Source organism: Synechococcus sp. UW179A (genome assembly GCF_900473965.1).
Lineage (GTDB): Bacteria > Cyanobacteriota > Cyanobacteriia > PCC-6307 > Cyanobiaceae > Synechococcus_C.
In genome coordinates this window covers 186,775-211,430 of record NZ_UCNJ01000018.1, presented here as the reverse complement: position 1 = coordinate 211,430, position 24,656 = coordinate 186,775, and the positions used below count along the sequence as shown (strand labels likewise).

21 protein-coding genes are annotated in these 24,656 nt (G+C 55.7%); 14 read left to right on the top strand and 7 right to left on the bottom strand.

Annotated features, from left to right (window positions below; translation table 11 throughout):
* Position 1 precedes the first annotated feature (1 nt).
* The gene (locus DXY31_RS09925; protein WP_114993599.1) at positions 2-1,426 is read right to left on the bottom strand and encodes an NADP-dependent isocitrate dehydrogenase; all 1,425 of its coding nucleotides are present in this window, start codon (positions 1,424-1,426) and stop codon (positions 2-4) included.
* An 89-nt stretch (positions 1,427-1,515) separates the two neighbouring features.
* Between DXY31_RS09925 and DXY31_RS09920 the strand changes: the two genes are divergently transcribed.
* On the top strand, positions 1,516-2,454 hold the full coding sequence (locus DXY31_RS09920) for a glycosyltransferase family 2 protein (RefSeq protein WP_114993598.1): 939 nt from the start codon (positions 1,516-1,518) through the stop codon (positions 2,452-2,454).
* Here the strand turns inward: DXY31_RS09920 and DXY31_RS09915 are convergent.
* Positions 2,442-3,737 carry a ChbG/HpnK family deacetylase gene (locus DXY31_RS09915; RefSeq protein WP_371639304.1) on the bottom strand — a complete coding sequence of 432 codons (1,296 nt, stop codon included), beginning with the start codon at positions 3,735-3,737 and terminating at the stop codon, positions 2,442-2,444. The two genes, DXY31_RS09920 and DXY31_RS09915, sit on opposite strands and share 13 nt — an antisense overlap.
* A 50-nt stretch (positions 3,738-3,787) precedes the next feature.
* Between DXY31_RS09915 and DXY31_RS09910 the strand changes: the two genes are divergently transcribed.
* The 9 genes from DXY31_RS09910 (at position 3,788) to DXY31_RS09870 (ending at position 14,731) form a co-directional block, all read left to right on the top strand.
* Positions 3,788-4,243 carry a hypothetical protein gene (locus tag DXY31_RS09910; RefSeq protein ID WP_114993671.1) on the top strand — a complete coding sequence of 152 codons (456 nt, stop codon included), beginning with the start codon at positions 3,788-3,790 and terminating at the stop codon, positions 4,241-4,243.
* Positions 4,244-4,314: 71 nt separating this feature from the next.
* Complete coding sequence (locus DXY31_RS09905) at positions 4,315-5,028, top strand: heme oxygenase (biliverdin-producing) (protein WP_114993670.1); 714 nt, start codon at positions 4,315-4,317, stop codon at positions 5,026-5,028.
* Positions 5,028-6,116 carry a glycosyltransferase gene (locus DXY31_RS09900; RefSeq protein WP_114993597.1) on the top strand — a complete coding sequence of 363 codons (1,089 nt, stop codon included), beginning with the start codon at positions 5,028-5,030 and terminating at the stop codon, positions 6,114-6,116. The genes DXY31_RS09905 and DXY31_RS09900 overlap by 1 nt, the downstream gene beginning before the upstream one ends.
* 93 nt (positions 6,117-6,209) lie before the next feature.
* On the top strand, positions 6,210-8,027 hold the full coding sequence (locus DXY31_RS09895) for an ABC transporter ATP-binding protein (protein WP_114993596.1): 1,818 nt from the start codon (positions 6,210-6,212) through the stop codon (positions 8,025-8,027).
* A 7-nt stretch (positions 8,028-8,034) separates the two neighbouring features.
* Positions 8,035-10,245 (top strand): glycosyltransferase, encoded by a 2,211-nt coding sequence (locus DXY31_RS09890; RefSeq protein WP_114993595.1) that lies wholly within the window; start codon positions 8,035-8,037, stop codon positions 10,243-10,245.
* Positions 10,245-11,393 (top strand): glycosyltransferase, encoded by a 1,149-nt coding sequence (locus DXY31_RS09885; RefSeq protein WP_114993594.1) that lies wholly within the window; start codon positions 10,245-10,247, stop codon positions 11,391-11,393. Before DXY31_RS09890 ends, DXY31_RS09885 begins: the two co-directional genes overlap by 1 nt.
* A complete protein-coding gene (locus DXY31_RS09880) occupies positions 11,386-12,690 on the top strand; it encodes a glycosyltransferase (RefSeq protein WP_114993593.1) in 1,305 nt (434 codons plus the stop codon). The genes DXY31_RS09885 and DXY31_RS09880 overlap by 8 nt, the downstream gene beginning before the upstream one ends.
* Before the next feature lie 14 nt (positions 12,691-12,704).
* Complete coding sequence (locus DXY31_RS09875; RefSeq protein ID WP_114993669.1) at positions 12,705-13,874, top strand: glycosyltransferase; 1,170 nt, start codon at positions 12,705-12,707, stop codon at positions 13,872-13,874.
* Positions 13,874-14,731, top strand: coding sequence for a sulfotransferase (locus DXY31_RS09870; protein WP_114993592.1), 858 nt, complete (start codon positions 13,874-13,876; stop codon positions 14,729-14,731). Before DXY31_RS09875 ends, DXY31_RS09870 begins: the two co-directional genes overlap by 1 nt.
* A 94-nt stretch (positions 14,732-14,825) precedes the next feature.
* Here DXY31_RS09870 and DXY31_RS09865 read toward each other — a convergent pair whose 3' ends face one another.
* On the bottom strand, positions 14,826-16,640 hold the full coding sequence (locus tag DXY31_RS09865; protein ID WP_114993591.1) for a hypothetical protein: 1,815 nt from the start codon (positions 16,638-16,640) through the stop codon (positions 14,826-14,828).
* Positions 16,641-16,642: 2 nt separating this feature from the next.
* Positions 16,643-17,494, bottom strand: a complete 852-nt coding sequence (gene kdsA, locus DXY31_RS09860) for a 3-deoxy-8-phosphooctulonate synthase (protein WP_114993590.1) — start codon at positions 17,492-17,494, stop codon at positions 16,643-16,645.
* Between the two features lie 79 nt (positions 17,495-17,573).
* On the opposite strand from kdsA, the gene DXY31_RS09855 reads away from it, so the two are divergent.
* From DXY31_RS09855 to DXY31_RS09845, 3 genes are read left to right on the top strand one after another with little or no spacing between them, the layout of a single operon-like run.
* Positions 17,574-18,287 (top strand): hypothetical protein, encoded by a 714-nt coding sequence (locus tag DXY31_RS09855; protein ID WP_371639300.1) that lies wholly within the window; start codon positions 17,574-17,576, stop codon positions 18,285-18,287.
* Between the two features lie 15 nt (positions 18,288-18,302).
* Positions 18,303-19,121, top strand: coding sequence for a 3-deoxy-manno-octulosonate cytidylyltransferase (kdsB, locus tag DXY31_RS09850; protein ID WP_114993668.1), 819 nt, complete (start codon positions 18,303-18,305; stop codon positions 19,119-19,121).
* 18 nt (positions 19,122-19,139) lie between these two features.
* Positions 19,140-20,588, top strand: coding sequence for a hypothetical protein (locus DXY31_RS09845; RefSeq protein ID WP_206749810.1), 1,449 nt, complete (start codon positions 19,140-19,142; stop codon positions 20,586-20,588).
* Between the two features lie 20 nt (positions 20,589-20,608).
* Here the strand turns inward: DXY31_RS09845 and DXY31_RS09840 are convergent, their stop codons facing one another.
* Positions 20,609-21,490, bottom strand: a complete 882-nt coding sequence (locus tag DXY31_RS09840; protein WP_114993587.1) for a glycosyltransferase family 2 protein — start codon at positions 21,488-21,490, stop codon at positions 20,609-20,611.
* A 251-nt stretch (positions 21,491-21,741) separates the two neighbouring features.
* Here DXY31_RS09840 and DXY31_RS09835 point away from each other — a divergent pair, with 251 nt between their 5' ends.
* Complete coding sequence (locus DXY31_RS09835; protein WP_114993667.1) at positions 21,742-22,989, top strand: CCA tRNA nucleotidyltransferase; 1,248 nt, start codon at positions 21,742-21,744, stop codon at positions 22,987-22,989.
* A 44-nt stretch (positions 22,990-23,033) separates the two neighbouring features.
* Here the strand turns inward: DXY31_RS09835 and DXY31_RS09830 are convergent, their stop codons facing one another.
* Entirely contained in the window at positions 23,034-23,597 is a 564-nt protein-coding gene (locus DXY31_RS09830) for an HAD family hydrolase (protein ID WP_114993586.1), read from the bottom strand.
* Between the two features lie 14 nt (positions 23,598-23,611).
* A complete protein-coding gene (locus DXY31_RS09825) occupies positions 23,612-24,598 on the bottom strand; it encodes an SIS domain-containing protein (protein ID WP_114993585.1) in 987 nt (328 codons plus the stop codon).
* Positions 24,599-24,656 lie beyond the last annotated feature (58 nt).

Genomic DNA, 24,656 nt, shown 5'->3' with positions numbered 1-24,656 from the left:
CCTAGAAATGTTGAATGACTGCATCAGCAAAACCACTGCAGCTCACAGGTTCGACCGGCGGGTCCATCAGTCGGGCCAGGTCATAGGTCACTTGCTGGTCAGCAATAGCTGCACTGAGTCCTTTGGTGATCAGGTCGGCGGCTTCTTGCCAACCAAGAAACTCCAGCATCATCACTCCACTCAGGATGACTGAGCCAGGGTTGATGCGGTCGAGGCCTGCATGTTTTGGTGCCGTGCCATGTGTTGCCTCGAAGATTGCTGCTGTTTCACCAATGTTTGCGCCCGGGGCCATCCCCAGGCCACCCACCATTGCGGCGGCTGCATCGGAGATGTAATCACCATTGAGATTGAGGGTGGCCAGGATCGAATATTCCTGAGGTCGTGTCTGGATCTGCTGGAAGATGCTGTCGGCGATTCGGTCATCGACCATCACCATTTGTTTCCATTTTCCGCCTCCATGACTCGGCCCGATTGTGTCGATCACGCTTTGAACTTCTGAGTCGACTTCCGTTTTCTTTTCGGGTGTGAGGCTGTCGTAGCCGGGCTCGATCATGCGCGCGTTGGATTGCGCACTTAAGTCAGGATTTTCATCCAGGTTTCCGAGGATCCAGCTTTCCCGCTCGGTGATGCAAACGTTGCGAAATTCGGTCGTCGCGAGCTCATAACCCCAGTCGCGGAAAGCCCCTTCGGTGAACTTCATGATGTTGCCCTTGTGCACCAGGGTGACGTGGCGTTTGTCGCCTTCCAGACGCAGGGCGTGTTGAATCGCTTTGCGGATGTGACGTTGGCTGCCGTGCTTGCTGACCGGTTTGATGCCGATGCCTGAGCCTTCTGGGATCTGCCGCTTGCCGAGTTTGCCATTGGCAGGAATTACCACTTCATTCAGGTGCTTGCGAAGCTCCTGACCCACAAGGTCATCGGCCTCCCACTCCACACCCATGTATATGTCTTCCGTGTTCTCCCGGTACACGATCACATCGAGATCCTGAGGTCGCTTGTGCGGACTTGGTGTGCCTTCGTAGTAACGGCAGGGACGTACGCACGAGTACAGATCAAAGATTTGGCGAAGGGCCACATTCAGTGATCGGATTCCTCCACCAATAGGTGTTGTGAGCGGGCCTTTAATGGCAACGCCGTAGCTGCGGATCGCTTCGAGGGTGTCTTCGGGCAGGTACTGGTAGGTGCCGTAACGATCACAGGCCTCATCACCGGCGTAGACCTTGAACCATTCGATCTTTTTCGCGCCTGCATAGGCCTTGGCCACGGCTGCATCAAGCACTTTCTGCGTCGCTGGCCAGATGTCTACGCCCGTTCCATCGCCTCGAATGAAGGGAATGATCGGGTTGTCGGCCACCACGGGATGACCATTCTCGAAGCGAATCGGGGTGCCCTCTGTGGGGGCTGTGAGCTTCTCGAACTGAGCCATGGCTGGGTTGCCGCAGGGCGATCACGTTGTCGCGAGCCTATGACTTGAAGGGTGATCTCTAAAGTCTCTTTCGATCCGACCTCCATCCCATGCCGAAGTCAGAGGGAGTCTGGGTCGTGGCGGCCTGTTTCAACGAACAGGATGTGATCACGCGTTTTGTGGAGCGTGTGCTGACAGTGCCTGGTGTGGACCATTTGGTGCTGATCGACGATGGATCGTCCGACGCAACGGTTGAACGTATCCGCGTCTGGATGGAGGGTCATGCGCGCTCGCCCGTGACGTTGCTGGAACTCACCCGCAACTTCGGCAAGGAAGCCGCGATGCTGGCTGGCCTTGACCACGTCAACGGCCGTTGCGGCGCAGCTGTGTTGATTGACTCAGATCTTCAGCACCCTCCTGAGCTGATTGAAGAGATGGTCCGCCATTGGCGGGACGGAGCGGAAGTGGTGACTGCGGTGCGCGATGACCAGGATCAGGAATCACGTCTGAAGGTGGCCAGCGCGCATTGGTTTTATCGGGTGTTCAACAAGGTGGTGGATTCGATCGAGCTCCAGGAGGGGGCTGGTGATTACCGCCTGCTGGATGCCGCTGTTCTGGATGCAGTCACCCAGTTGCGTGAGTCCAGTCGTTTCTCCAAAGGGCTTCTCCCCTGGACGGGCTATTCGAGCGTGGAGCTGCCTTATCAGCGGGTCAGTCGGGTTGGAGGCCAAACGTCATGGAGTCCGCTCAAGTTGTTTGGCTACGCCTTCGATGGGATCTTTTCCTTCTCTGTTCTCCCCCTCAAGATTTGGACAGGGATCGGTGTTTTGGTGTCCTCGCTCAGCCTGTTTTATGCCTTGGTGATCATCCTGCGCACAGCCCTCTTTGGAGTGGATGTCGAGGGTTATGCCTCCCTGATGGTGGCGGTGCTGTTCATCGGGGGGATTCAGCTGATCGGCATTGGTGTGCTTGGGGAATACGTCGGTCGTGTTTATGTGGAGGCGAAGTCACGACCCCATTACTTCATCCGTCGGGTTCACAGGTCCTGAAGAGCACGCCATTCGCGCTGTCGCCAGGTTGAAGCGGCAAAGCCCTGGGACAGTGAGAATCCTGCTTTCACCAGATCGATATTGAGAGGAGCACTGGGGTGGGCCAGCAGCAGCGGTGGAGTGGCTCCTGGTTGTGGTTCCACACTGCTGAGCTCCCTCCATGCAGCCAGGATGGGAGCTCCTGCCATTTGGCCGGTGAACAGCACGCCGGCGAAGCTTTGGTTGCTGGCAAGCCCGTAGCGCCGGATGGCGGGCCGAGCTTGGAGGCTCAGTAGCTGGAGCACCAGCCACTTCAGCAGGCCTGACTGACGGATGGCTGCCCTCCAATAGCGCAAGGGAAGACCAGTGGGTAGCGGTTCCTCCGTCAGGCGCATCCAGGTGATGCCGTTGTCGCCAGCTCTGGCCAGAGCTGCCTTCAGTACGACTGGTACCAGGTGAATGTGTTGATGGCCATCCAGATGAATGGGTGCATCACCGCAGAAGCTGCGGAAGCGTTTGATCTGGGCGTCTAATTCCAGCCCCAGTTGGTCTTCGACTCGACGTCGGCAGGGATGTTGGCGCGGTAGCAGTGACAGCATCAACCACTGTCCAAACGATCGCTTCAGATAGCCGTGTGAATCCACAAGGTCAGGTACTAAAGCTGGCTCAGCGCTGGAAGGTCCTTCGGTGAGACAGAGGTGCAGACAGATCTGCAGCTGAGGATGGGTCTGCGTCAGCTTCTGCCACGCGCGAATGCCGTCGGCTGCGACAGGGCCATTGACCAGCAGACTGCTGCTGTCGAGCTTTCCTTGACTGGCGAGTTCGAGAATGGCCTGGTTGGTGGCAGGACTGAGTCCGAGATCATCGGCATGGCGTCGTGGGGTGACGAGGCAATCCCTCCGCCGCTGGCTGAACCGTGCAGCCCGCGACCAGATCAAGGCATTCAGGGCTGTGGGGGTGAACACCAGGATGGCGACCCGCACTGGCTCGCCCAACGCGTTGGGCAGGGCGAGAGGCAAGACGCCGCTCACCGTGAGGTTGACCACGTATTGAATGACCAGCCAGCGTCGAGCGAAGCGCTGGCCACCGGTTTCCGGGCGGAAGGTGAATCGTGCGTGTCCCAGATAGCCGGCCAGTGATGCAGCAAGAAATGCCAGGGGATTCGCTAGCCATAGCGGCATCAATAGGCTCAGTGCCAGAAGCACCAGGGCATGCACGGCTGCGGCTACCACCCCCACCAGTCCGTAGAGGCTGAGTCGGGAGCTGAGAGTGCTCGGAATCATGGTCGCAACCGTAACGGCCACTGGCGCTTCGGGTCGGCAGCCTTCAACCTGTGGTCATCGACGATGAACTGGTGAACGCAGGAGAAGCGGTAGACAGCGTGCAGCTCGCCCAGGCTCTGGCTTCGGCCGTGACCTTGGTGAGAGACCGTTTTCCGGCCGCGAGTGTCAATCTCAATCCATGGCGGGATGATCCTCAGACGCGCCGCTGGCAGGAGGATCAGACCCTTGATCTGGCGTTTCACTTCCCCGGTTGGAGTCCACGTCTCGAGTGCCGCAGTTTGCTTCTGCAGTTACGGCTTCAGCAGAAGTCCAAGCAGGATGGTTCGATGGCCGCGCCGGATCTGCTGGGGGTGTTGATGCGCGGCATGACCTACGACGGTGAACGCTGGCGTCTGGTGACGATGGGCGATTGGCAGCCCGAGGGCTCGCACCTGCCACAACCCGAGCAGGTTCAGCAGTTGCGGGGAATCTGTCGGGACTTGTTTGATTTGTTCTCCAATCCGGCAGCGACGGGCACAGCGGCGTAACCCTTCGCAACCCTTCGGACTCTTCGGCGAAGTTCGATTTTATGGTTGCCTATACCGATCAAGTCCATCCCATGTCCGTAGCTCTGGCTGCTCAGCTCCGTGAAGGCACCAAGAAAGCTCACACGATGGCCGAGAACACCGGTTTCGTTAGTTGCTTCCTCAAGGGTGTCGTCGATAAATCCAGCTATCGCAAGCTCGTTGCTGACCTCTACTTCGTTTATTCCGCCATGGAGGAAGAGGTGGATCAACTCAAGGATCACCCTGTTGTGGGCCCGGTGGGGATGGAGCAGCTGAACCGACGCGAGTCCCTCGAGAAGGATCTTGTTTATTACTTCGGTGAAAACTGGAAAGATGAGATCCAGCCTTCACCTTCCGCCGTGGCTTACGTCGAGCGGATCCACGAAGTAGCGAAGCAGTCCCCCGAACTGCTTGTTGGTCATCACTACACCCGTTACATGGGTGACCTCTCTGGTGGTCAGATCCTGAAGAACATCGCTCAGAAAGCGATGAATATGGATGGAGACGACGGTTTGCGTTTCTACGTTTTCGATGAAATTGCAGACGAGAAGGCTTTCAAGACCACATACCGGGCCACCATGGATAAGCTGCCGATCGATCAGGACACCGCTGACCGCATTGTTGAGGAGGCGAACAACGCCTTTCACATGAACATGCACATGTTCAAGGAGCTTGAAGGAAATCTGGTGGCGGCCATCGGCAAGGTGCTGTTCGGTTTCTTGACCCGCCGTCAGCGCAGTGGCAGCACAGAAACCGCCGCTGCTTGATGTCATCCACTGAGCCTTCGCCAGGGGGGTTCAACTCCATTCGGGTTCTGGTGCCTGGCACCGGAACCCGTTTTCGTTGTGGCGGACTGAGTGTCGCTTTGCAGACCGCACGTCTGCTCTCAACTCTGCGTCCTACCGAGATAGTGACCTATAAGGAACGCAGTGATTGCCATCCATACCTGGATGATGTGCTGCAGGCAGAACAGTCTCCTGGTGGGTCTCTTTGGATTGTGAGCTGGGGCTTTGACGTGCCTCGTTCACTCTCCCGTCTCCGCGGACGACCGGTCGTCTATCAGGCGCATAGCAGTGGATACGGTTTTGGTCTTCCCCCAGGGGTACCAGTGGTGGCGGTGAGTCGTAACACGCTCGGTTACTGGGGTGACCGTGCTCCACGCAACCCGTTGTTCTGGGTGCCCAACGCATTAGAACCACAGTGGCTGGAGCGGGGTGCACGTCCATCGTCATCCGACCGGGATCCGGTTACCGAGAGGCCGATTGATGTGCTGGTGCAGAAGCGCAAGAGCAGTCCCTATGTGTTGAACCAGCTGGTGCCAGCCCTGCAGGCACAGGGTCTGAGCGTGGAGGTTCAGAGCGGCTGGGTCGATGACTTGGTTGATCTGTTCAATCGCTCCAAGGTCTATCTCTATGACTCGGCGGAGTACTGGCGAGGCCATGGTGTGAGTGAGGGATTCGGCTTGCCTCCACTGGAGGCTCTGGCCTGCGGTTGCGTGGTGTTTGGCAGTTTCAATCATGCTCTTGCCGACACACTGACGCCTGGTGTGACCGCCCATCAGATCGGCCAGGGCACTCTGGAGAATGATCTGGTGCGGATCTCTGCGGCCGTTGCCAGCCCCCAACAGTGGCTCCCAGCTGCTGCGACCATCGAGGAGCTTCTGGCGGAATCCAGTGAGGCCAGGTGGTGCGAGCGCTGGAGGGCAGTTCTGTCGCAGCTGGATGATCTGGTTGTGCACGACGCCATCGGTTTGTCGTCTGCGCGTCTTTTGCGATCGCCGTCCACGCGGCGGCTGCGCTGGACTTTGCGCTGGGATCGCTTGCGCGACAAGGTGGCCAATCGGTTGTCCGGCTGACCTTGGCGTCAAGGCTGACTGATGGGTGCGAATTAAGGTTTTAGGCACGTGGATAGCGCCTTGAACGCTCAAGGTTGAAAGCTGAGGGCTTCAATGCCGTTTCAAAGCCAGACCTTGACCAACCTGCGCAAGCTGCTGGCTTATCTGCCTCGCCGGCGCAATCAGCAGCTCCTGGTGGTGATGGTGGCTGCCTTCTTTCAGGGGGTGATGGATGTTTTTCTGGTTGCCTTGCTGGCACGCCTGGTTGGATTGCTTGCCGGTAACAATCTGCAGGACAAGATTCCTGGGATCAAGGTTTTTGGTGGAGCCCTGTTGGACCAGGCGGGTTGGATCGTTGCTCTGCTGATCCTCACGTTCTGGCTTGCCTCTGGAGTGCGCTTCGGCGTCTCGCTGATGCAGAGCCTGCTCAGTGCCGAAATCTGGAATGACCTCGTGAACCGCGTCTACCTCACGCTGATGCGTCAGGAGTATGAGTTCTTCGTGGGAGGGAGGTCCAAAGGAATTGCTCTGCAGTTCAATCGGATTTTTAACAATGTTTCCACTGGAGTAATTGCTCCTTTAATCACCAGCTCTGGAAATCTTGTTTCGATTCTCTCTCTCATCACGGGAATTGTTCTCGTGTTGGGTGTTAAGGCATTCATCATTTTCTCATTAATGGTGTTTTCTTATGTGGTCGCTTCAAGGCTGATTACTCCCTATCTGCGTTTAGCGACGAAACAAAAAATACGTTATCGAAAGCGCATTTCAATGATTCTGAGTGAATCGATAGGATCAATGCGTGAGGTTCAGTTGTATGGAGCTGAAGGTTTTTTTGGGTCTCGGTTTGCAAGGGACGGTGGAATAGCAAAGCGTTATGACCGCATCAGCAGGCTGTTGCCGGATATTCCTCGATTGGTGATTGAACCTGCGGGAATCACAATCTTGTTTGCTGTATTTATAACGCCTTCTCTTTGGAGTGGAAATCTTGACTCTTTCCAGGATACTTTGCCGGAAATATCAGCGATTTTGATCGCACTGTTGAGAATTTCAGGGCCTTTGCAATCTCTGTTTCGTAGTGTCAATAAGCTTCGGGGTGGCCTGCCGCAAATGGAAGAAGCTCTCGATCTACTGCAACTGAATCCCGACCGGTTGCTGCTTGATTCGGCGGATGTTCCTTCCCCAAATGGTCTGGTGCCGCAGAGGTTTATTCAGCTCAAAAAAGTGAGCTTTTCTTTTCGGCAATCAGATGTTGATGTGATCCACGATATTGATCTAACGATTCCCAGCGGATCTAGGATTGCATTTGTTGGTAAAACCGGAAGCGGCAAAACTACGCTTGCTCATTTAATTCTTGGTTTGTACAAACCTTCGAATGGATCATTGTGCATCGACGGAATTCCTGTCACAGCCCAGGAGCTTCCAGCGTGGCAGGCTAATTGTTCGTTTGTGCCTCAAAACGTAAGGCTGACGAGTGGCAGTGTGCGAGACAATGTTGCCTTCGGACAGCATTCGGATTCGATCGATGATGCCCGTGTCTGGACCTCTCTTGAAGCCGCACAGTTCGATGATGTGGTGGGTGGAATGCCCTATGGGCTTTACACCATGGTGGGCGATGATGGAGCCAAGCTTTCTGGAGGGCAGCGTCAGAGACTGGCACTCGCCCGCGCCTTTTATCGAGAGGCCAAAGTTCTTGTGCTTGACGAAGCCACCAGCGCTCTTGATAACAAAACTGAGCATGACGTTATGCAGGCTCTCGATATCGTCGGTCGTCGCTGCACGACGATTGTGATCGCCCATCGTCTGTCCACAGTGAAGAAGTGCGATCGCATTTACGAAATCGTCGACGGTCGGATTGTGGCCAGCGGCAGTTTTGACGAGCTGTGTGAACGATCCGAGAGTTTCCGTGAAATGACCCTATTTGGCGCCACCTGAACCAGGTATGGCAGATTTCGTCGTTCTTTCGACCGCCGACTGGGATCATCCGCTCTGGACCAACAAACAGCATGTGGCGGCGGCGCTCGCAGATCTCGGTCATCGCGTGCTCTACGTCGATTCACTTGGCGTGCGTGGACCGCGTGTGGATCGTTCCGACTCGGGAAGGATTCTCAGGCGGCTAAGGCGTGGATTGCGTCTCCCTAGGAAGGTGCGTTCTGGGGTTTGGGTGGTCTCACCACTTGTTCTGCCTGGACAAGTCCGCGGCCTGGCGGGTTTGTTGAACCGCTGGAGCCTCAATCTCAGTCTGTTTGTGGCCGATCTGGTTCTCGACCTCCGTCGTCCGCTGTTGTGGACGTTCAATCCCCAGACCCGGGCTTATCTGCGTTTGAGCAGGTTTCATGCTGTTGTCTATTTCTGTGTTGACCGGATTCAGGCCCAGCCCGGCATGCCAGTTGACGTGCTGGAGGCGGCCGAGCGCAATCTCTGCGCTGCTGCCAACGCTTTGTTCACGACATCCCCCCAGCTGCACGCTGCTCTGGGATCTCTGAATGCTGGCAGCCATCGTTTCGGCAACGTGGCTGATGCCGACCACTTCGGTCAGGCACTTGCTGAGCATCTGCCGCGACCCGCCGACTGGCCCGCCTCCACTGGTCCGGTTCTGATTTTCATCGGTGCCATCGATGCCTACAAGTTGGAGCTGGAGATGCTGGAAGCGCTGATGGGGCGTACTCCGCAGTGGACTTATCTGTTCATCGGGCCTGTCGGGGAAACAGATCCAAACACGGATGTGAGCAGTTGGAGGCAGCTGGCCAATGTGCACCTGCTCGGCACGAGGAACTACAGCACCCTGCCGGCTTACCTGGCCCATGCGGATGTGGCCTTGCTGCCGCTGCAACTCAACGACTACACCCGGCACATGTACCCGATGAAGTTTTTCGAGTACCTAGCCGCTGGTCGTCCAGTGGTGGCGACTGCCATCCCTGCCCTGGAGGATCAGGCTGATGTGGCCATGCTCTGCCCCCCTGATGCGGTGGCGTTTGAAGCTGCGATCCATCGAGCTCTCGCACAACAGGGTCCCGTCCTGGAGCTGCGATTGGAACGAGCGCGGCTTCACACCTACAGCACGCGCACAAGGGCAATGCTCGATTGTCTGGATCATCACGGCTTGATGCCTGATGAACCGCAGGCGCCGCAGGCTCCTCCTTACCACGCGGTGCGTCGTCAATGGAGCCGCTCTCGCCTGTCTGCACAGCTCTTACTCACAGGTCTCACAGTGCTGGATCGTTTTGGACAGCAGCATTTGTCCGAGCGGGTCTTGAAGGGATGGCTGGAAGGGCATTCGACCAATATCGCCTTGTTAAGTGATCTCGCCAGTCGACGCCTGGCAGTGGGTGACAACCTCGGAGGTTGTCGTTTGATCGAAAGGATCTGGCAGCAAGACGGCGTTGCCGAGATTCTTCATCAGCTGTTGTTTCGCCGCAGTTCCCGCCCTGGTAGTCGTATCGATCAACTACTGCTCTTTGATGTGCTGGCCTCCAGCACCGCTCTGCCCCTTCATTACTCAGGTTATTGCAGAGTTGTCAGAACCTATCGGGCGATCGATGCCAAGGATGGCGAGGCCTTGCGTCGTGGTGTTGAGGGGCTGGAGATGATCCTGACTGTTCTGGAGGGGGATCCCGACACTTATCGCTGTTTGAAGCCCAATCGTGAAAACCGGGCGAAATTACTAATTTCAGCCCAACTCACCCGACTTCGGGCCTTGATGGCCTTGAACGACACCCCAGCTCTCGAGCAAGCCTCCCGCGAACTGCTGGCCAGTGCGCGACGCTATGACCCATTCGCTATTGATCTCACCACTGCAACGCGCATGACCCGCAACATCATGCGCAGCCTCACGATTGCAGCCGTGATGGCCTGGCATGCCGAAGATGCTGTTCGTTTTGATGCGGTTGTCGTTGAGATGGAACGTTTGCGTCAGGCCTGTCATGCCGATCGTTTCGACCTGATCGCCAACGAGACCCATGAAGACCACCGCGGCTTTGCTGAAGCGGTGGTCACCATGCTTGAGAACTGCCGGTGGTTGCCGCAGGAACCTGAAGCTCGTCCAGATTTGGAGCGGTTGGTGGATCCTGTGCTGTTGGTTTACTTCCCCGACCTTCGCCGCCAGCGGGCCGAGAAAGCTCGGCGCTTTCTGCAGTCGCTTAAGCCACTCTGATGGCGGGCATCCGGGTTGCGTTCACGATTGATTCCCTCAAGCTCGGTGGTGCCGAAAGAGTTTTGCTGCAGTGGGCCCGCTGGTGCAGGGACGAGGGTTGGCAGGTGGTGGTGATCACTCGCCAGGGGCCAGAGTTGGATGCCTACCCCGTGCCGTTGGGAGTTCAGCGTTGGGTGGAGCCACCATTGGCGCCGTTGCTGCGTTGGCTTGGCTGGTTTGCCTTTCCTTTTCGAGTGCTGGCTTTGCGGCAGCTGCTGCGTCGCCACGGCAGTGATCTCGCTGTGGGGGTGACCACCCTGCCGGCAGTCAAGCTGCTGCTGGCCAGTGCCGGTCTGCCGTTGCGAACGTTGATCTCAGAACGCAACTACCCTCCTGCCAAACCGCCTGCGATCCCATGGCGCTGGTTGCGTCGCTGCACCTACCCCTGGGCGGATCTGCATTGGGTGCAGACACGGGTGACCGGTGACTGGCTGCGTCAGCACTGTGGAGTTCGCAGACAACAGCTTGTTCCCAATTCAGTCAGCTGGCCACTGCCTGATCGTGATCCCCTGCTGGAGCCCGACGACTGGCTGGCGCCCGGGAAGCCGCTGATTCTTGCTGCAGGTACTAAAGCGCGTCAGAAGGGGTTTGATTGCTTGATGCCTGTTTTCTCAATACTCGCTCGCCGAGATCCGAGTCTTCACCTGGCGCTGCTTGGCCTTGCTCCAGGGCTGTATCAAGGCCTTGATCAGCAGCAGTGGTTGCGCCAAATGCTCAGCAAAGACTCAGATCTGCAGCAGCGTTTGCTGATGCCAGGGGTCAGCGGCAGCATGGCGAGTTGGTATGCCAGGGCAACGGTGTTCGTCCTGCCGTCGCGTTTCGAAGGTTTCCCGAATGTGCTGCTGGAGGCCATGGCTGCCGGTTGTGCCTGTATCGCCAGCGACTGTCTGACGGGTCCTGCTGATCTGATCCGCCATGGAGAGAACGGGCTGCTGTTGCCGATGGGGGCCAGTGCTGACGAATGGGTCGAGACGATCTCGGGCTTATTGGAGGACCCTGATCGTCGCCGTTGGATGGGCGAGCGGGCCCTGCTGGTGCGGGAGCAGTACGCCGAGCAGCGTCTGCGACGTGATTGTCTAGAGGCCATGCGGCGGTTGTGCCATGGATGATCTCTGGGTGGTGCTGCCTCACCTCGGCGCAGGAGGAGCCCAGAAAGTAGGCCTGCTGGCGGCTGAGCACTTTGCTACTCAGGGATACAAGGTGCGGGTGCTCTCGCTGCGACATGGTCATCCGATCAAACACCGTTTGCCGGAAAACATCACGACATTTGACCTTGGCCCTGATGACGATCTCAATGTTCATCCCTGGCTGAGGGACGTCTGGAATCGATCGCTACTTGCCCGCGCTCGTCGGTTCTGCGTGGCGCAGTGCATCAAGGTGCGGCGCTTGTTGATTCGGGTGACGATGGCACTGGTGCTGCGCTTCATGCAATGGACCTGGCCCCTCATCGAGGCCAAGATTCAGCCTGGTTCCGATGCCCTTCCCATTCGCTTGCTCAACTGGTGCATGAGAGGGGCTGGAGGGGTGATCTACCGCCGACTGCGCGAGCTGATGTTGGAGCATCGCCCCCGCCGCGTGCTGGCGCTGCTCACCAAGACCAACATTCTCTGCTGCGCTGCGGTTTGGGATCTTCCAATTCATCTCGTGGTTTCGGAACGCAATGACCCCCGACTGCAGCGTCTGGATCGACTTTGGAATCGCCTGCGCTGCGTTTATTACCGTCGTGCTGATGTGGTTACGGCCAATACCGAAGGCGTTCTGCAGGCTCTGCAGGAGATGGGGCACTGGCAACGCTTAGACCTGTTGCCCAATCCACTCCCTGCGGGTCTCAGTCTGCGAGAAGGGGATGGATGCTCCTCTCGGCGGCAGCAGGAAGTGCTGGCTGTGGCGCGGTTGGTTCCGCAAAAAGGACTCGATGTACTGATCCGTGCCTTTGCCCTGCTTCCGCGATCCGTCCGGCAGGGCTGGCGATTGACCCTTGTGGGGGATGGGCCAGAGCGTGAGGCATTGGAAGACTTGGTGGATCAGCAACACTTGCGCTCTGAGGTCCGCTTCGAGGGATTTCGATCAGATCCCCTGGACTTTATGCAGCGGGCCTCGATTTTCGCCTTGCCATCCCGGTTTGAGGGGATGCCCAATGCCTTGTTGGAGGCGATGGCAGCCGGTTTGCCCTCAGTGGTGAGTAACGCTTCGCCGGGTCCACTGGAGATGGTTCGTGATGGCAGAGAGGGTCTTGTGGTGGGAACGGACGACGATGTTGCTTTTGCCGCGGCGTTGCGGCGATTAATGCAGGATGCCGAACTACGCCAGCGCTGTGGCGACGCGGCTCGAGAGACACTGCGGTCTCTTGACTGGGTGGTGGTTGAGCCCCACTGGCGTTCGGTGCTGGCTCTGCCTGCACCGTGATGAAAGGCAGAGCCATGACCGTGGCTAGTCAGCGCCGCGAGCTGGAGAGGGAACGGGTGTTGGTGCTGGCACCCACGGCGCGGGCCGCCAGCGAAACCTTTGTTCGCGCCAATCTGCAGGGCCTGCCGTTTGCGGTGACGGCCTACTTCGGCGATGAGCGACCCCTTCATGCACCTTGGCGACTGACCTATGGCACTGCGATTTGGCTCAGTAAGCTGTTCACCCGTCTGTCGTGGCTGCGTCTGGCTGGCTGGCCTGCGGCAGTGGTGGTGCGTGCTTTGATCCGACGCCATCAACCGGATGTGGTGATGGTCGAGTTCGGCTTCGAGGCGGTTCGGGTGATGGAGGCGTGTGCTTGGAGTGGTGTGCCGTTAGTGGTGCATTTCCGTGGTTCCGATGCCTCAGCGCAGGGTCGCTTGGGCCTTTTGCGCGAGCGTTACAGGCGACTGCTGGACATCGCTGCGGGCGTGATCGTTAAATCCAGGCCGATGGCCGACACCTTGCTGACGCTGGGTGCACGATCCGATCGACTGTTGATCAGTCCCTCCGGTGCAAACAGTGATCTCTTTCATGGCAGTGAACCGGCTCAGACACCGCCTCGGTTGTTGGCGGTTGGTCGCTTTGTTGCCAAAAAAGGCCCTCTGCAGACGATTCGATCCTTTGCCCAGATGTGCCAAAGCCTTGGGCCAGTCACTCCTCAACCGGCTCTCTGGATGGTGGGCGACGGACCTCTGCTGAAGCAGGCGCGCATTTTGGTGCGCGACTTGGAGCTGCAGGAGCATGTCCGCTTACTCGGTGAGTGCCCCCAGGCCCAAGTGGCCGATCTGATGCGGCAGGTGCGGGGTTTTGTTCAGCATTCGATGGTGGCGCCCGATGGCGACAGTGAAGGCAATCCCGTTGCGGTGATGGAGGCACAGCTCAGTGGACTTCCCGTGGTGGCAACCCGCCATGCCGGGATTCCTGAAGTGGTGATGGACGGACAGAGCGGTCTGCTTGTTGAGGAAGGTGATGAGACCGCTATGGCGCAGGCGATGGCTCGGCTGGTGCAGGATCCAGCTCTTGCTGCACGTCTGGGAGACTGCGGGCGCCAGCGTGTTCAGGAGCGCTTCACTATCGAGCATCACCTTCAGCAGGTCTCCCAGCTGTTGCATCAGGTCATGCAAGACCGGTCGGAGTCGCTGTGATGACCGCTGATGCGATCCCAAGGCGCAGGTTGCTGTTGATCCGTGGTCTTGGCCACAGCGGCACAACGATTCTGGATCTTTCCCTGGGAGCGCATCCTCAGCTGGTGGGCCTGGGGGAGGCTGCACGGATCCTCGAGCGGCCAGCGCCTGGGGATGAGTCTCGTGGTCCTGCCCAGCTACGCCGTGAACTGCGCTTCAAGCGCTGCTGCACCTGTGGTGCAATTGCTGCCCAGTGCCCCGTGTGGGGACCGATGCTGGAATGGCTGCCAGCACATGACGGACACTCACTGGCAGAGAAAACGTTGCGGCTTCTGGATGGCGTGAAGACGAATCATCCCGAGGCGGTCTGGGCGGTGGATTCGTACCAAGACGACATGGTGCTTCCTTTCTTGGAGGATCCTGACCTGGACATTCGGATTGTTCATCTCACCCGGGATATTCGCAGCTGGGTTCATTCCCGCACCCGTGACGGCCGTCGTCGCCGGCAATGGTTGCCTGGTCTGAAGCCTCTGCTGCGCTGGTGTCGCGTCAATGCGCGGCAGGCATCGAGACTGGACTCCACGGGTCGGCCTGTGTACCGGCTTGGCTATGAACAGCTGGCGCTCGATCCGGAAGCAAGCCTGAGAAGGTTGTGTCAGTGGTTGGAGATTGATTTTGATCCTCGGATGCTGGCGCCAGCACAGCATTCCAACAGTCACATCCTTTCTGGAAATCGGATGCGATTTGATGCCAGTCGTGGTCAATCCATTCGCTACGACGGTGCCTGGTTGCAGCAGCCATCCGGACTTGCGCAAGTGGCACTGCTGTTCCCTTGGGTTGCTCGGCTGAACCGCAGGCTTGTGCATTCAGACGATTAAAAAGCTTTCTAACGAGCGGTTGAATTGAACAGTCTGTCGCTCAGGATTTAGAGACTTATTAGACCTATAAGTAATCGATTAAGTCGGACTTGGATCAGAGATGGCGAAAAATTCTCCCATATTGGCGATTTGGCCGTTCTTGGTAAAGAAGTTCATATTGGCTCAGGTCAATTCCGTATCGCGTTAGCTTTTTGCCGGTATCAATGTCAATCAGGTAATCGCCCTTTTTGGGTGTGTAAAGCATTCCTTTGCCAGCACCTTCTTTAACTTTATATTCTCTCGTGTCAACATCGTAATAAACAAGCCTGTCATAGGGAAGGGATTTCATTTGATCAGAATGTTGAAACCAGCCTTTTGAATAAATCAGTGTGATGGACTCGCCTCTTCTCTTTGCTTTGACGGCGAGTTTTTCGGTTTTGTTAAACGTTTTTCGCCATGATCTTTGTTTCCTGATAATAAATTCAGTGCTTTGGCGAAATGTTTCGGATTGACGATCTTCGAATGTCAGTAGTAACGCAGTTGCTCCTAGAGCAATGGCCTGTGCTTGGCGGGGGTTGACCATCTTTTGTAGTCGAGGAGCGGCCAGGCTTTCCCAAATCATCAGGATGTCCAGAACGGCTACGAACTGGATCGGCAGTGTCATGTAATTGCTTCCTTCGAGGCCGACTAATCCGAAAAGTGCAAATCCATAGGTCAGTGCTGCAAGGTTGAGGCCATCCAAGACAGTCGCTTCGACCCTATTGCGTTGGATGAGCCAGAGGCGAGTGGCGATAAAGCCGATAAAAACAATGAGGCGTGTATCGAGTGCAAGAGATGAGAAGCCTAGATGTGAGTCATAGCGCTGAACTCCCACGGCAATGCTTGGCAGGGCACTCAAAATCACAAAAGATGCAAGAAAGAAGGGGATCAGGCTGCAGATCGCGATTTCCAGTGCATATGCTTTTGCCCACATCGAGAGACTAAGTGAGTTCCAGCGAGGATAATTCTTGATTTTTCCAAGGCTCCCTAGAGCGATTGTTGTGATTGCTGGAATGGCGACTAGGATGATCGCTGTATCCTTGAAGAAGGGAATAAAAAGTGCAAACAGTAGGGCGGCTCGTCCATTCTTTGTGCTGCCTTCTTGTTGATATATACAGTATTGATAAGCAAATAATGCAAGCAAGCAAGTTAGCACCCTCTCGCTATAAATAAATTGAAAATAATTGAATGCGGTTGCACTTGTGAAGAGGAATAGGAGTGCCCCCATGATCATTATTGAAGCGCTGCATTTTCCTTTGTTTGCAAGCTCGACAATTTTGCATCCGAAGATAATCGTCGCGATTAGCTCAACGGCGCTGACGAGTGACCAGACTTTTGTGTACGGTGTTATCCAGCTCAAGATGTGAAGATCTTGGTGAGACAAAGGGAAGAAACGAAAATCGTTTCTTCTCATTGTCTCGCTGATAAAACTTTCTCTTAAGCTGAAGTTATTGAGTAAATGATCCGTGTAGATATCGTCGTACCAGGTGAGAATTTCCTTGTAAAACCAGCTACTCTCTTGTACCATTAAGATAACATATGCAGTGAAAATAATGGTCAATGCTGGGTGGTTTTTGGCAGCGCTTACTAGGCTTGACCACCAGCTCTTTGTGCTTGATATTTTGGTTTTTTTGCCGTAGCCAAGGCGTATTGATTGCAGTAAGACTGCTGCTAAAACAACTAAAATAAAGATGAATATTGTGTGTGAAATATTGTTGTAATCTCTAGCACTGGTGGTGAAATAAGTGGAAATTGTTTGGTGGAGCTGGTTGGCGCTTTGGCTTGCGCGAAGCCATAGTGATAAGCCTGTTCCGATGATTAAGGCGATGCAAGAGAGGCCAGCCAGCCAGCAACTCCAGCGTTGTTCAAACACAACAGTTTTTGTTTGCATTGTTAGTGAATCACGAGCTCTGGCATGCTCTTGACAGCGTCATCAATTGCTTTGACTTGAGTGAGAAAGCTCTCGAGTTGTCCAAGCGGTAAGGCGCTAGGTCCATCGCAGCGTGCAAGATCAGGCTCAGGATGAGATTCAAGGAAAAGTCCGGCGAGTCCTACGGCTATGCCTGCTCTGGCGAGCTCGACGATCTGGCTGCGACGGCCACCGGAAGCTGCTCCGCCAGGATCTCGGCACTGGAGGGCGTGGGTGACATCAAAAATCAGAGGAAGTTCATCACAGCACCGCTTCATCACTCCGAAGCCGAGCATGTCCACCACAAGGTTGTCGTAACCGAAGTTGCTGCCCCGCTCGCAGATCAGCAGCTGTTCGTTGCCGCATTCACGGAATTTCTCTACAAGGTTGCCCATCTGGGACGGGCTAAGAAATTGTGGTTTTTTGATGTTGATCACTGCGCCGGTGCGGGCCATTGCTTCCACCAGATCGGTCTGACGGGCGAGAAAGGCCGGTAGCTGGATGATGTCGCAAATTGCGGCTGCAGGAGCTGCTTGCTCAGCACTGTGGACGTCTGTAATCACAGGGATCCGATGGACTTCCTTGACCGCGTCGAGGATCTTCAGTCCCTCGTCCAAGCCAGGGCCTCGGTAGGAATGGATCGATGACCGATTTGCCTTGTCGTAGGACGCTTTGAAGACCAGCGGAATGTTGAGCCTTTGGCAGATCTGCTTGTATTGCCCTGCGATCTCTAAGGCGAAGTCTTTTGACTCCAAGACGTTGACTCCGCCGATCAATACAAATGGAGCGTCGTTAGCGAACGTGATCGACTCGAGGGTGACCTGCCGTGCGGTCATGGTGTCTCTGCTGAGGGCGGCAGCTTAGGTCTCACTCTTGCGTTGGCCGTAACCTTCGCTCTAGCGAGAGCAACCTGTGGTGACGGAGAGTTCGATTCCGATCTTTATTGGTTATGACCCGCGAGAGCGAGCTGCCACCAACGTTTTAATCGACAGCCTCTACCAATCGAGTTCTGCTCCCTTGGCGATCACCCCTTTAGTGACTCCACAGCTTGAAGCTCAGGGTTTGTTTTGGCGGGAACGTGACCCAAAGCAAAGCACTGCTTTTTCATTCACGCGTTTTCTGGTCCCTTATCTAATGGGATACCAGGGCTGGGCTCTGTTCATGGACTGCGACATGCTCTGCCGTGGCGACATCAAGGCGCTCTGGGATCAACGTGACGATGGTTATGGGGCCATGTGTGTTCAGCATGAGCATGTGCCTGGAGAAACAGTGAAGTTCCTTGGCGAGGTGCAGAGCGCTTATCCCAAGAAGAATTGGAGCTCGCTGATGCTGCTCAACTGCAGTCGTTGTACTCAACTCACTGTGGATTACGTCAACACCGCAACTGGTTTGGAGTTGCATCGTTTCCATTGGCTTGACGGCGATCACATGATCGGAGCGCTTGATTCGAAATGGAATCATCTGGTCGATGTTCAGGAGGCCCCCGCTCGGGCAGTGGCGGAAGGTGGACCGCGACTGCTGCACTGGACGCTTGGTGGTCCCTGGTTCAGAGAACAGCGCTCGATGGGAGGTGCATTGGCGGCTGAGTGGTTTGGCGCTCGTGATGACGCCATGAAGCTCTGGGATTAGACGGCCATGGAGTCTTTGACCATTCAACGATCGGTGGTGGCGGTCCCAGCCCGGCTCGCTTCATCGCGTCTACCTGGCAAGGTGCTGGCTGAAATCGGTGGCTTGCCGATGATTCAGCGGGTTTTGGATCGGTGTGCGCAGGCGGATGGGCCTGATGCCGTTGTGCTCTGCACCGACAGCAATCGCTTGCACGACCTCGCCACAGGCTGGGGTTATTCCGTGCTGATGACCTCTCAGAACTGCAGTTCAGGTAGTGAGCGCATCGCTTCGGTTGCTGATCAGCTTGTGGCGCTGGCTTGGGGAGAGCATGCTGAGCATTGGAATGCATCTCATCGGCATCAACGCCTTCAAAGCACTGCTGTGATCAATGTGCAGGGGGACCAGCCTTTTCTTGATTCTGCTGTTGTGTCGCAGATGGTTGATGAGTTTGCACAGCGTGATCCAGTGCCGGCTGTTGTTACTCCGGTGTATCGGCTCAATCCCGACACCATCCATAACCCTGCTGTTGTGAAGACGCTGCTCGCTCATGATGGACGGGCCCTCTATTTTTCCCGTTCCGCGGTTCCTCATGTGAGGGATGTTGATCCATCTGATTGGCATCAGCACGCGGATTACTGGGGGCACGTAGGGATGTACGGGTTTCGCGGGGATGTTCTGGCTGGCTGGGATCAACTGCCAGTGTCTCCGCTGGAAGATCTGGAACGTTTGGAGCAGTTGCGTTTGATCGAAGCCGGTCACACGATTGCCACGTTTTCTGTCGAGGGAACATCCTTGTCGGTGGATACACCAGAACAGTTGGGAGAGGCCCGCCGTCTGGCGGTTGGTGCCGACTAAATCACCATGCCGAGAATGTTGACCCGCCACTTGTTCAGGCTTTCTGCAGTTGCAGTCGTTCTGCTGATTTTGTTTTTATTGATTCAGGACTTTTATCTGCTGGATGCAGAACCTATTGGCGGAGATGCGGTTCAGAATGTTCGATCAGGTTTGAATCTGGCTAAATATGGTGTTTACAGTGAATCTCGAATTTCTGAACTAGTTGTTCCAGGATACAGGCGAGAACCGTTTCCTAATGTTGTGCTTGCGGTTTATTTGAGGGTTGCTGAGGCTGTTCAGCCAGGTTTTTTGGATCAGGTTGGAGAGCCTTTCAGTCAGTCTTTTCTTCTGTTCTTGAAGACTATCAATTTGTTCTGGGCGGGTTCTCTGTTTCTTGCACTGTGGTTGAGCTCTCGATTGGTTTTTACGCCAATGTATGCAGCTAACTTCTTGGCAGCTGCGCAAATTGCTTTAGTGAATCATTTTTTTGTGATTGGACAGATTCGGCGAATGAACACTGAGCTGATTGCTGCAGCTATTCTTGTTTGGTTGGGTGTCGTTTTGTTGGTGGCCTCGCGCCAAAAATCCAGACGATGGCTTTTGGCTGCTGGATTAGTGCTGGGATCGATGGCATTGACCAAATCTTCGGTTGCGTATGTAGCAATTTTAGTTTTGCCACTTATTGCTTTTTTGATATCAGGATTGAGTCAACGTTTTTGGAGTTTGCTGATTACTTTTTCGCTAGGTTTCTTGCTGATTGTTGGTCCGTGGGCTGTTCGTAACCAGATTTATTTTTCTAAGTTCGCCATCGCCAAAGGTGGTGGAGACGTGTTGCTGATTAGATCTGTTTTCAATCAGATGAATCTGCAAGAATTTCGTGATTCTTTCTATGCTTTTTCGCCGAACGTTGTTCGCCGTGATCTGTTGGGCCCCTTGATGGGGCTTTCTGATGAGGAGCTGTCATGTGACGGAAGGTTGGCTGTGTTTGAGCGTTATTTGGAATGCGATCGTGTGGCTTTAAAGCAAGAACGCTATGGGGATGTTCGTTCTCTTTATCAAAGGGGCAAAAGGGCCCTTCCTTACGAGTTGTCTCTCAATGACAGTGAGCGGAAGGCGTATGCACTGCGGGAATTTAGTAGGAATCCACTCAATGTTTTAACAACAAGCATTCCCCTTTCTTGGAGGGGCTTCTGGGGTTTTCGTTCTCGGTATTGGAATGGGGTTCTTTTGAATGCATTCGCCTTTCCTGCGCTTTTCCTTTCTCCTATTTTGTCGATTGTTCAGCGACGCCTGTCGTGGTTGATGGTGTCTGTCGTACCCATTTCCCTTTTTGGATTTTATGCTTTAGTGAGTCACTTTTTGCCGAGGTATTCGCTGCCAATTGCTCCAATTTCAGTGCTTTGTCTCACGATGTTGATGGTGAGTATTTTTGGTTGTATTTTTACACGTTTCCGCCCAGGAGAGGCCCCTCCAGTCAGGTTGATTTAGGGATCGACTTCTAATTTGCTTTACTTTGCGCGCTTATCAATCATGTCAGCAAGCAGCGCAAACATGGCAATGTTCAGACTGGCAAATCCAAGAAGAACGGTTTTATCTGTGAGATTGTTTAGGATTGTTAGGTCGTAGGCTCCGCTGATGACGAACAAGGCTCCCAGGACCACGATAAGGGGTGACAGCAGACGCATTGGTGCGAAGTACATGCCTGTGCGTAGGATTAATTGGGTGAATCTCAACGTGTCTTTTACTGGTTTGATATGGCTTTTACCGACTCGTTTGGCATAACTGATGGGTGTGAATTCAACGGCGTATCGATTTCTGAGAAGGCAGATAGTGATGGTTGTTGTAAAGCTAAAACCATCAGGAAGCAGCTTAAGAAAATCCAGAGCTCGATCGCGTCTGAAAATTCTCAAGCCTGAGTTCATATCAGGTACGTCAGTGCCGCACAGGAATGACACCCATGGCACCAGAATCATTTTCGGAATCGATCGGATCTTGGAGTAATCAACATTGGCTCCTATGCGAGCACCAACAACCATATCGAGGTCTTTCTTTGTAATTCTCTCGATCAGTTCTGGAATGCGTTCATTGGGATAAGTTCCATCAGCATCAGTGATGCAGATATAGTCTTTTTGGCTGCGTCGGATGCCTGTTTTTAAAGCGGCTCCATAGCCCTGGTTGCGTTTGTGATGCACGACCAAGACGTTTCTATTCTCCTCTTCGGATGTCAGCGCATTGAGAACATGTTCGGATCCGTCTGAAGATCCGTCGTTGACGCAAATAATCTCAATATCTTCGGACTCTGATTGCTTAACTGATGAAAGAATCGATTCAATGGTTTCGCGAATTGCGTTTTTTTCGTTGTAACAAGGAATGATTATTGAAGTCGACATCGATCGTTCTCTCGTCTTTTCACAGTAATTCACAGCTGCTTGCCTGCTGCCTCGATCACCGATGCAGAAAACTTGTAGGCCCCTCAAAATTAATTTTGACTGGTTTCCATTCGAGAGGTGCTGTTTGATGGATGTGGGTTAAGGCTCTATTTGCAGGTCATTGTCATGACCATCCCATCCAGCGGTCAGCCACTTCGCCTTTGGCCGATGCCTGTCCTTGCAATCTTCCCCCGTCGCTGAGAACAGTGCTCATGAAGGTCGGAACGGGTTTGACACTGCCGGTGATCTACCAGCCTCTGCTCCAATCCCTGGCGAAACAGTTTCATGATCAGGGTGAAGGGCGCCTGGCGCTTGTTGGTGGTGCGGTTCGTGATGCACTTCTGCATCATCAACTTGGCGAACCTTGGCGAGTACCTCCTGATCTTGATCTCGTAGTTGAGGGGTCCACTGATGGGTTGTTGAGTCGTCTTCAGGACACCTTTGGTCCTAAGAGGGTGACGAACGTGCTCGTGCATCATCAATTCGGCACGGCGGAGTTGCGGATCGATGGTGTTCTGATCGACCTCGCTGCAGCACGCACCGAGACTTACACAGCGCCAGGGCAGAACCCCTGTGTTCAGCATGGCTCACTGGACGAGGATCTGGCTCGTCGGGACTTCACGATTAATGCCATGGCGCTGGTGCAGGATCCAGACGGCAGTCAGCTACTGATCGATCCTCACGGAGGTCAGGAGCATCTGGCCCTGAGCCATCTCGCTTTCCTGCATGGCCGCAGCGTGGAGGATGACCCCACCAGAGTGGTCAGGGCAGCGCGGTATGGCGCAAGGCTGGGTTTTCGCCTCGCCCCGGAAGCTTTGCGTCAGGTGGAGTTCACCCTCTCTGTCTGGCCTTGGGCCTGGCAATTTGGCGATGCTGCCGATGTTGTGCCGCCGGCGCTTGGAACTCGGTTGCGCATGGAGTTGGAACTTCTACTGGATCGGGAACCCTGGGCAGAGGCCTTGGCTCTACTACAGGCTTGGTCCGCCATGCCGCTACTGGACCCCTGGCTGCAAACAGAGCCGAAGCTGACACGGCGTCTGGGCTGGGCTTCCCGTCTCGGACTTCCAGCCATGGCTGCACTGGTCGCAGCAGCCTCTGATCCGATTGCTTTGGCCCAGCGCCTGCAGATGCCTCTTCAGCAGCGGCGCTGGCTGGAGGAGCTGCTTGAGCTGCGCAGCTGGTTGTTGCAGGAGGTGTTCTCGCACTCCTGGTCCGACTGGGACGCCCTGGAGTGGACCCGAAAAATTGAAGCCGGACGCTGGTCTGTTGAGGCGGTTGCGCTTGCTGTGGTGGATAACCCACCTTGCCGGCGACCGCTGCTGCGCTGGTGGGGGCGCTGGCGGCATGTGGTGTCTCCGATCAGTGCCCGGGAGCTGATGGCAGAGGGACTGCGTCCCGGTCCTGAGCTGGGGGAGGCTTTGCGTCAGGCGCGTGAGCAGGTTTTGGCAACGATGCGTTGAGATCTTTTGGCTGATGTCAAGCCGAGGTCACTTGCTTTGTGGTGTCAGTCGTTGCGATCCCGCCAACCGTTCTGACGCAGAGAGCTCCAGTCGCCACGGGCTTGCAGGATTCGTTCCGCCAGCTCGCGCACGGCTCCATGGCCACCACCGCGACGTAGCACCGCATCGGCCTGATGGCGTAAGGGGCGACAGGCGTCGCACGGTGCAATCAGCAGGCCAACACTGGGGCGTACTGCTAGGTCATTGAGATCGTCCCCGAGGAACGCAGTGCGCGCTTTGCTCACCCCTAGTTGTTGCTGCAGGTGCGTCAGCGCGGGCGGTTTGTCCTTGATGCCTACCAGGCAGTGCTGGATGTCCAGCTGGCGAGCGCGCACCTCGGTGGCTCCGCCCATGCCTCCGCTGAGGAAAGCAAGCTGCAGGCCCTTTTGCTGCAACAGACGCAGACCGAGTCCGTCGCGCACATCAAACCGTTTCTGCAGCTTTCCTTGAGCATCGAACCAGAGCCCACCATCGGTGAGCACACCATCCACATCCATTACCAGCAGTTCGAGTGCAGCAAGTGGCCTGCGATGCCTGTACCAGTTCCACTCACGCAGTAGTCGTCGCATCGGATGGTCTCTGTTCAGGCGAGCCCCGCCTGCACCAGGTCATGCAGACGTAGCAGGCCAAGCAGCACGTGATGCTGATCCACCACCGGCAGCACCGAGATCGGTTTACGCCTGTTGTGCTCCATTCGTTGGATGGCATCAACCGCTAGCAGGTCGGTGGAGACGGTGATCGGGTCAGACGTCATCAGATCTTGAGCGTTGAGATTCGGCCAGCGTTCAGGGCCGTGGTCGCGCAGAGCCCGACGCAGATCGCCATCGGTGATCAGGCCTAAAAGGCGTCTGGGAGTTTGCGGATCCTCCACCCAACTGCTGCCGATGGCTCCCTGGGTGAGTCGGCTGATCACTTCAGGTAGAGGAGTGTCTGGGGTGATCGGTTGCAGGTTCGACACCGGCACCATCAGATCGGCGACGGTCATGGTGAGCTGCTTGCCGAGTGATCCGGCTGGATGATTGATGGCGAAATCGGCTGGTGAGATGCCTCGCCTTTGCATCCAAACGGCTGCCAGGGCATCGCCGATGGCCATGGCAACTGCCGTACTGGCGGTTGGAGCCAGGTTTAGAGGACACACCTCACGATCCACGGATGCCTCCAGCACCACATCGCTGCCATGGGCCAGAGAAGAGTGAGCACTGCCCACCAGGGCAATGCGCGCAGAGCCGCGTCGCCTCAGATGTGGCATCAGTTCCAGCAACTCAGCGGTTTCGCCACTGTTTGAAAGCAGTAAACAGACATCATCCGGAGCCACAACTCCCAGGTCGCCATGGAGCGCATCCAGGGGGTTGAGGTAAAGGGCCATGAGCCCGATCGACGAAAACGTAGCGGCGATCTTTCGTGCCACGATCCCGCTCTTGCCAACACCGGTGATCACCAGCTTTGCTTTGCGGTCGGCGCAACGCGCCAGCAGGCTTAAAGCTCCCTCCACCTGAACAGCACTCAGACGCTCTGCAGCCGCTGCGATTGCAGCCGCTTCTTCCTGCAGGCAGCGGGTAAGGGCGGACACGCTCAAACCGTAAAACTTGAGGCATTCTCAATCACGAAAGGGCTTTGCTCATTTCAGT

Bases quoted from the DNA above. Each gene is read 5' to 3' on its own strand.
- DXY31_RS09925 (WP_114993599.1), bottom strand. From the start codon at position 1,426: ATGGCTCAGTTCGAGAAGCTCACAGCCCCCACAGAGGGCACCCCGATT.
- DXY31_RS09920 (WP_114993598.1), top strand. From the start codon at position 1,516: ATGCCGAAGTCAGAGGGAGTCTGGGTCGTGGCGGCCTGTTTCAACGAA.
- DXY31_RS09905 (WP_114993670.1), top strand. From the start codon at position 4,315: ATGTCCGTAGCTCTGGCTGCTCAGCTCCGTGAAGGCACCAAGAAAGCT.
- DXY31_RS09900 (WP_114993597.1), top strand. From the start codon at position 5,028: ATGTCATCCACTGAGCCTTCGCCAGGGGGGTTCAACTCCATTCGGGTT.
- DXY31_RS09895 (WP_114993596.1), top strand. From the start codon at position 6,210: ATGCCGTTTCAAAGCCAGACCTTGACCAACCTGCGCAAGCTGCTGGCT.
- DXY31_RS09890 (WP_114993595.1), top strand. From the start codon at position 8,035: ATGGCAGATTTCGTCGTTCTTTCGACCGCCGACTGGGATCATCCGCTC.
- DXY31_RS09885 (WP_114993594.1), top strand. From the start codon at position 10,245: ATGGCGGGCATCCGGGTTGCGTTCACGATTGATTCCCTCAAGCTCGGT.
- DXY31_RS09880 (WP_114993593.1), top strand. From the start codon at position 11,386: ATGGATGATCTCTGGGTGGTGCTGCCTCACCTCGGCGCAGGAGGAGCC.
- DXY31_RS09875 (WP_114993669.1), top strand. From the start codon at position 12,705: ATGACCGTGGCTAGTCAGCGCCGCGAGCTGGAGAGGGAACGGGTGTTG.
- DXY31_RS09870 (WP_114993592.1), top strand. From the start codon at position 13,874: ATGACCGCTGATGCGATCCCAAGGCGCAGGTTGCTGTTGATCCGTGGT.
- DXY31_RS09865 (WP_114993591.1), bottom strand. From the start codon at position 16,640: ATGCAAACAAAAACTGTTGTGTTTGAACAACGCTGGAGTTGCTGGCTG.
- kdsA (WP_114993590.1), bottom strand. From the start codon at position 17,494: ATGACCGCACGGCAGGTCACCCTCGAGTCGATCACGTTCGCTAACGAC.
- DXY31_RS09840 (WP_114993587.1), bottom strand. From the start codon at position 21,490: ATGTCGACTTCAATAATCATTCCTTGTTACAACGAAAAAAACGCAATT.
- DXY31_RS09835 (WP_114993667.1), top strand. From the start codon at position 21,742: ATGAAGGTCGGAACGGGTTTGACACTGCCGGTGATCTACCAGCCTCTG.
- DXY31_RS09830 (WP_114993586.1), bottom strand. From the start codon at position 23,597: ATGCGACGACTACTGCGTGAGTGGAACTGGTACAGGCATCGCAGGCCA.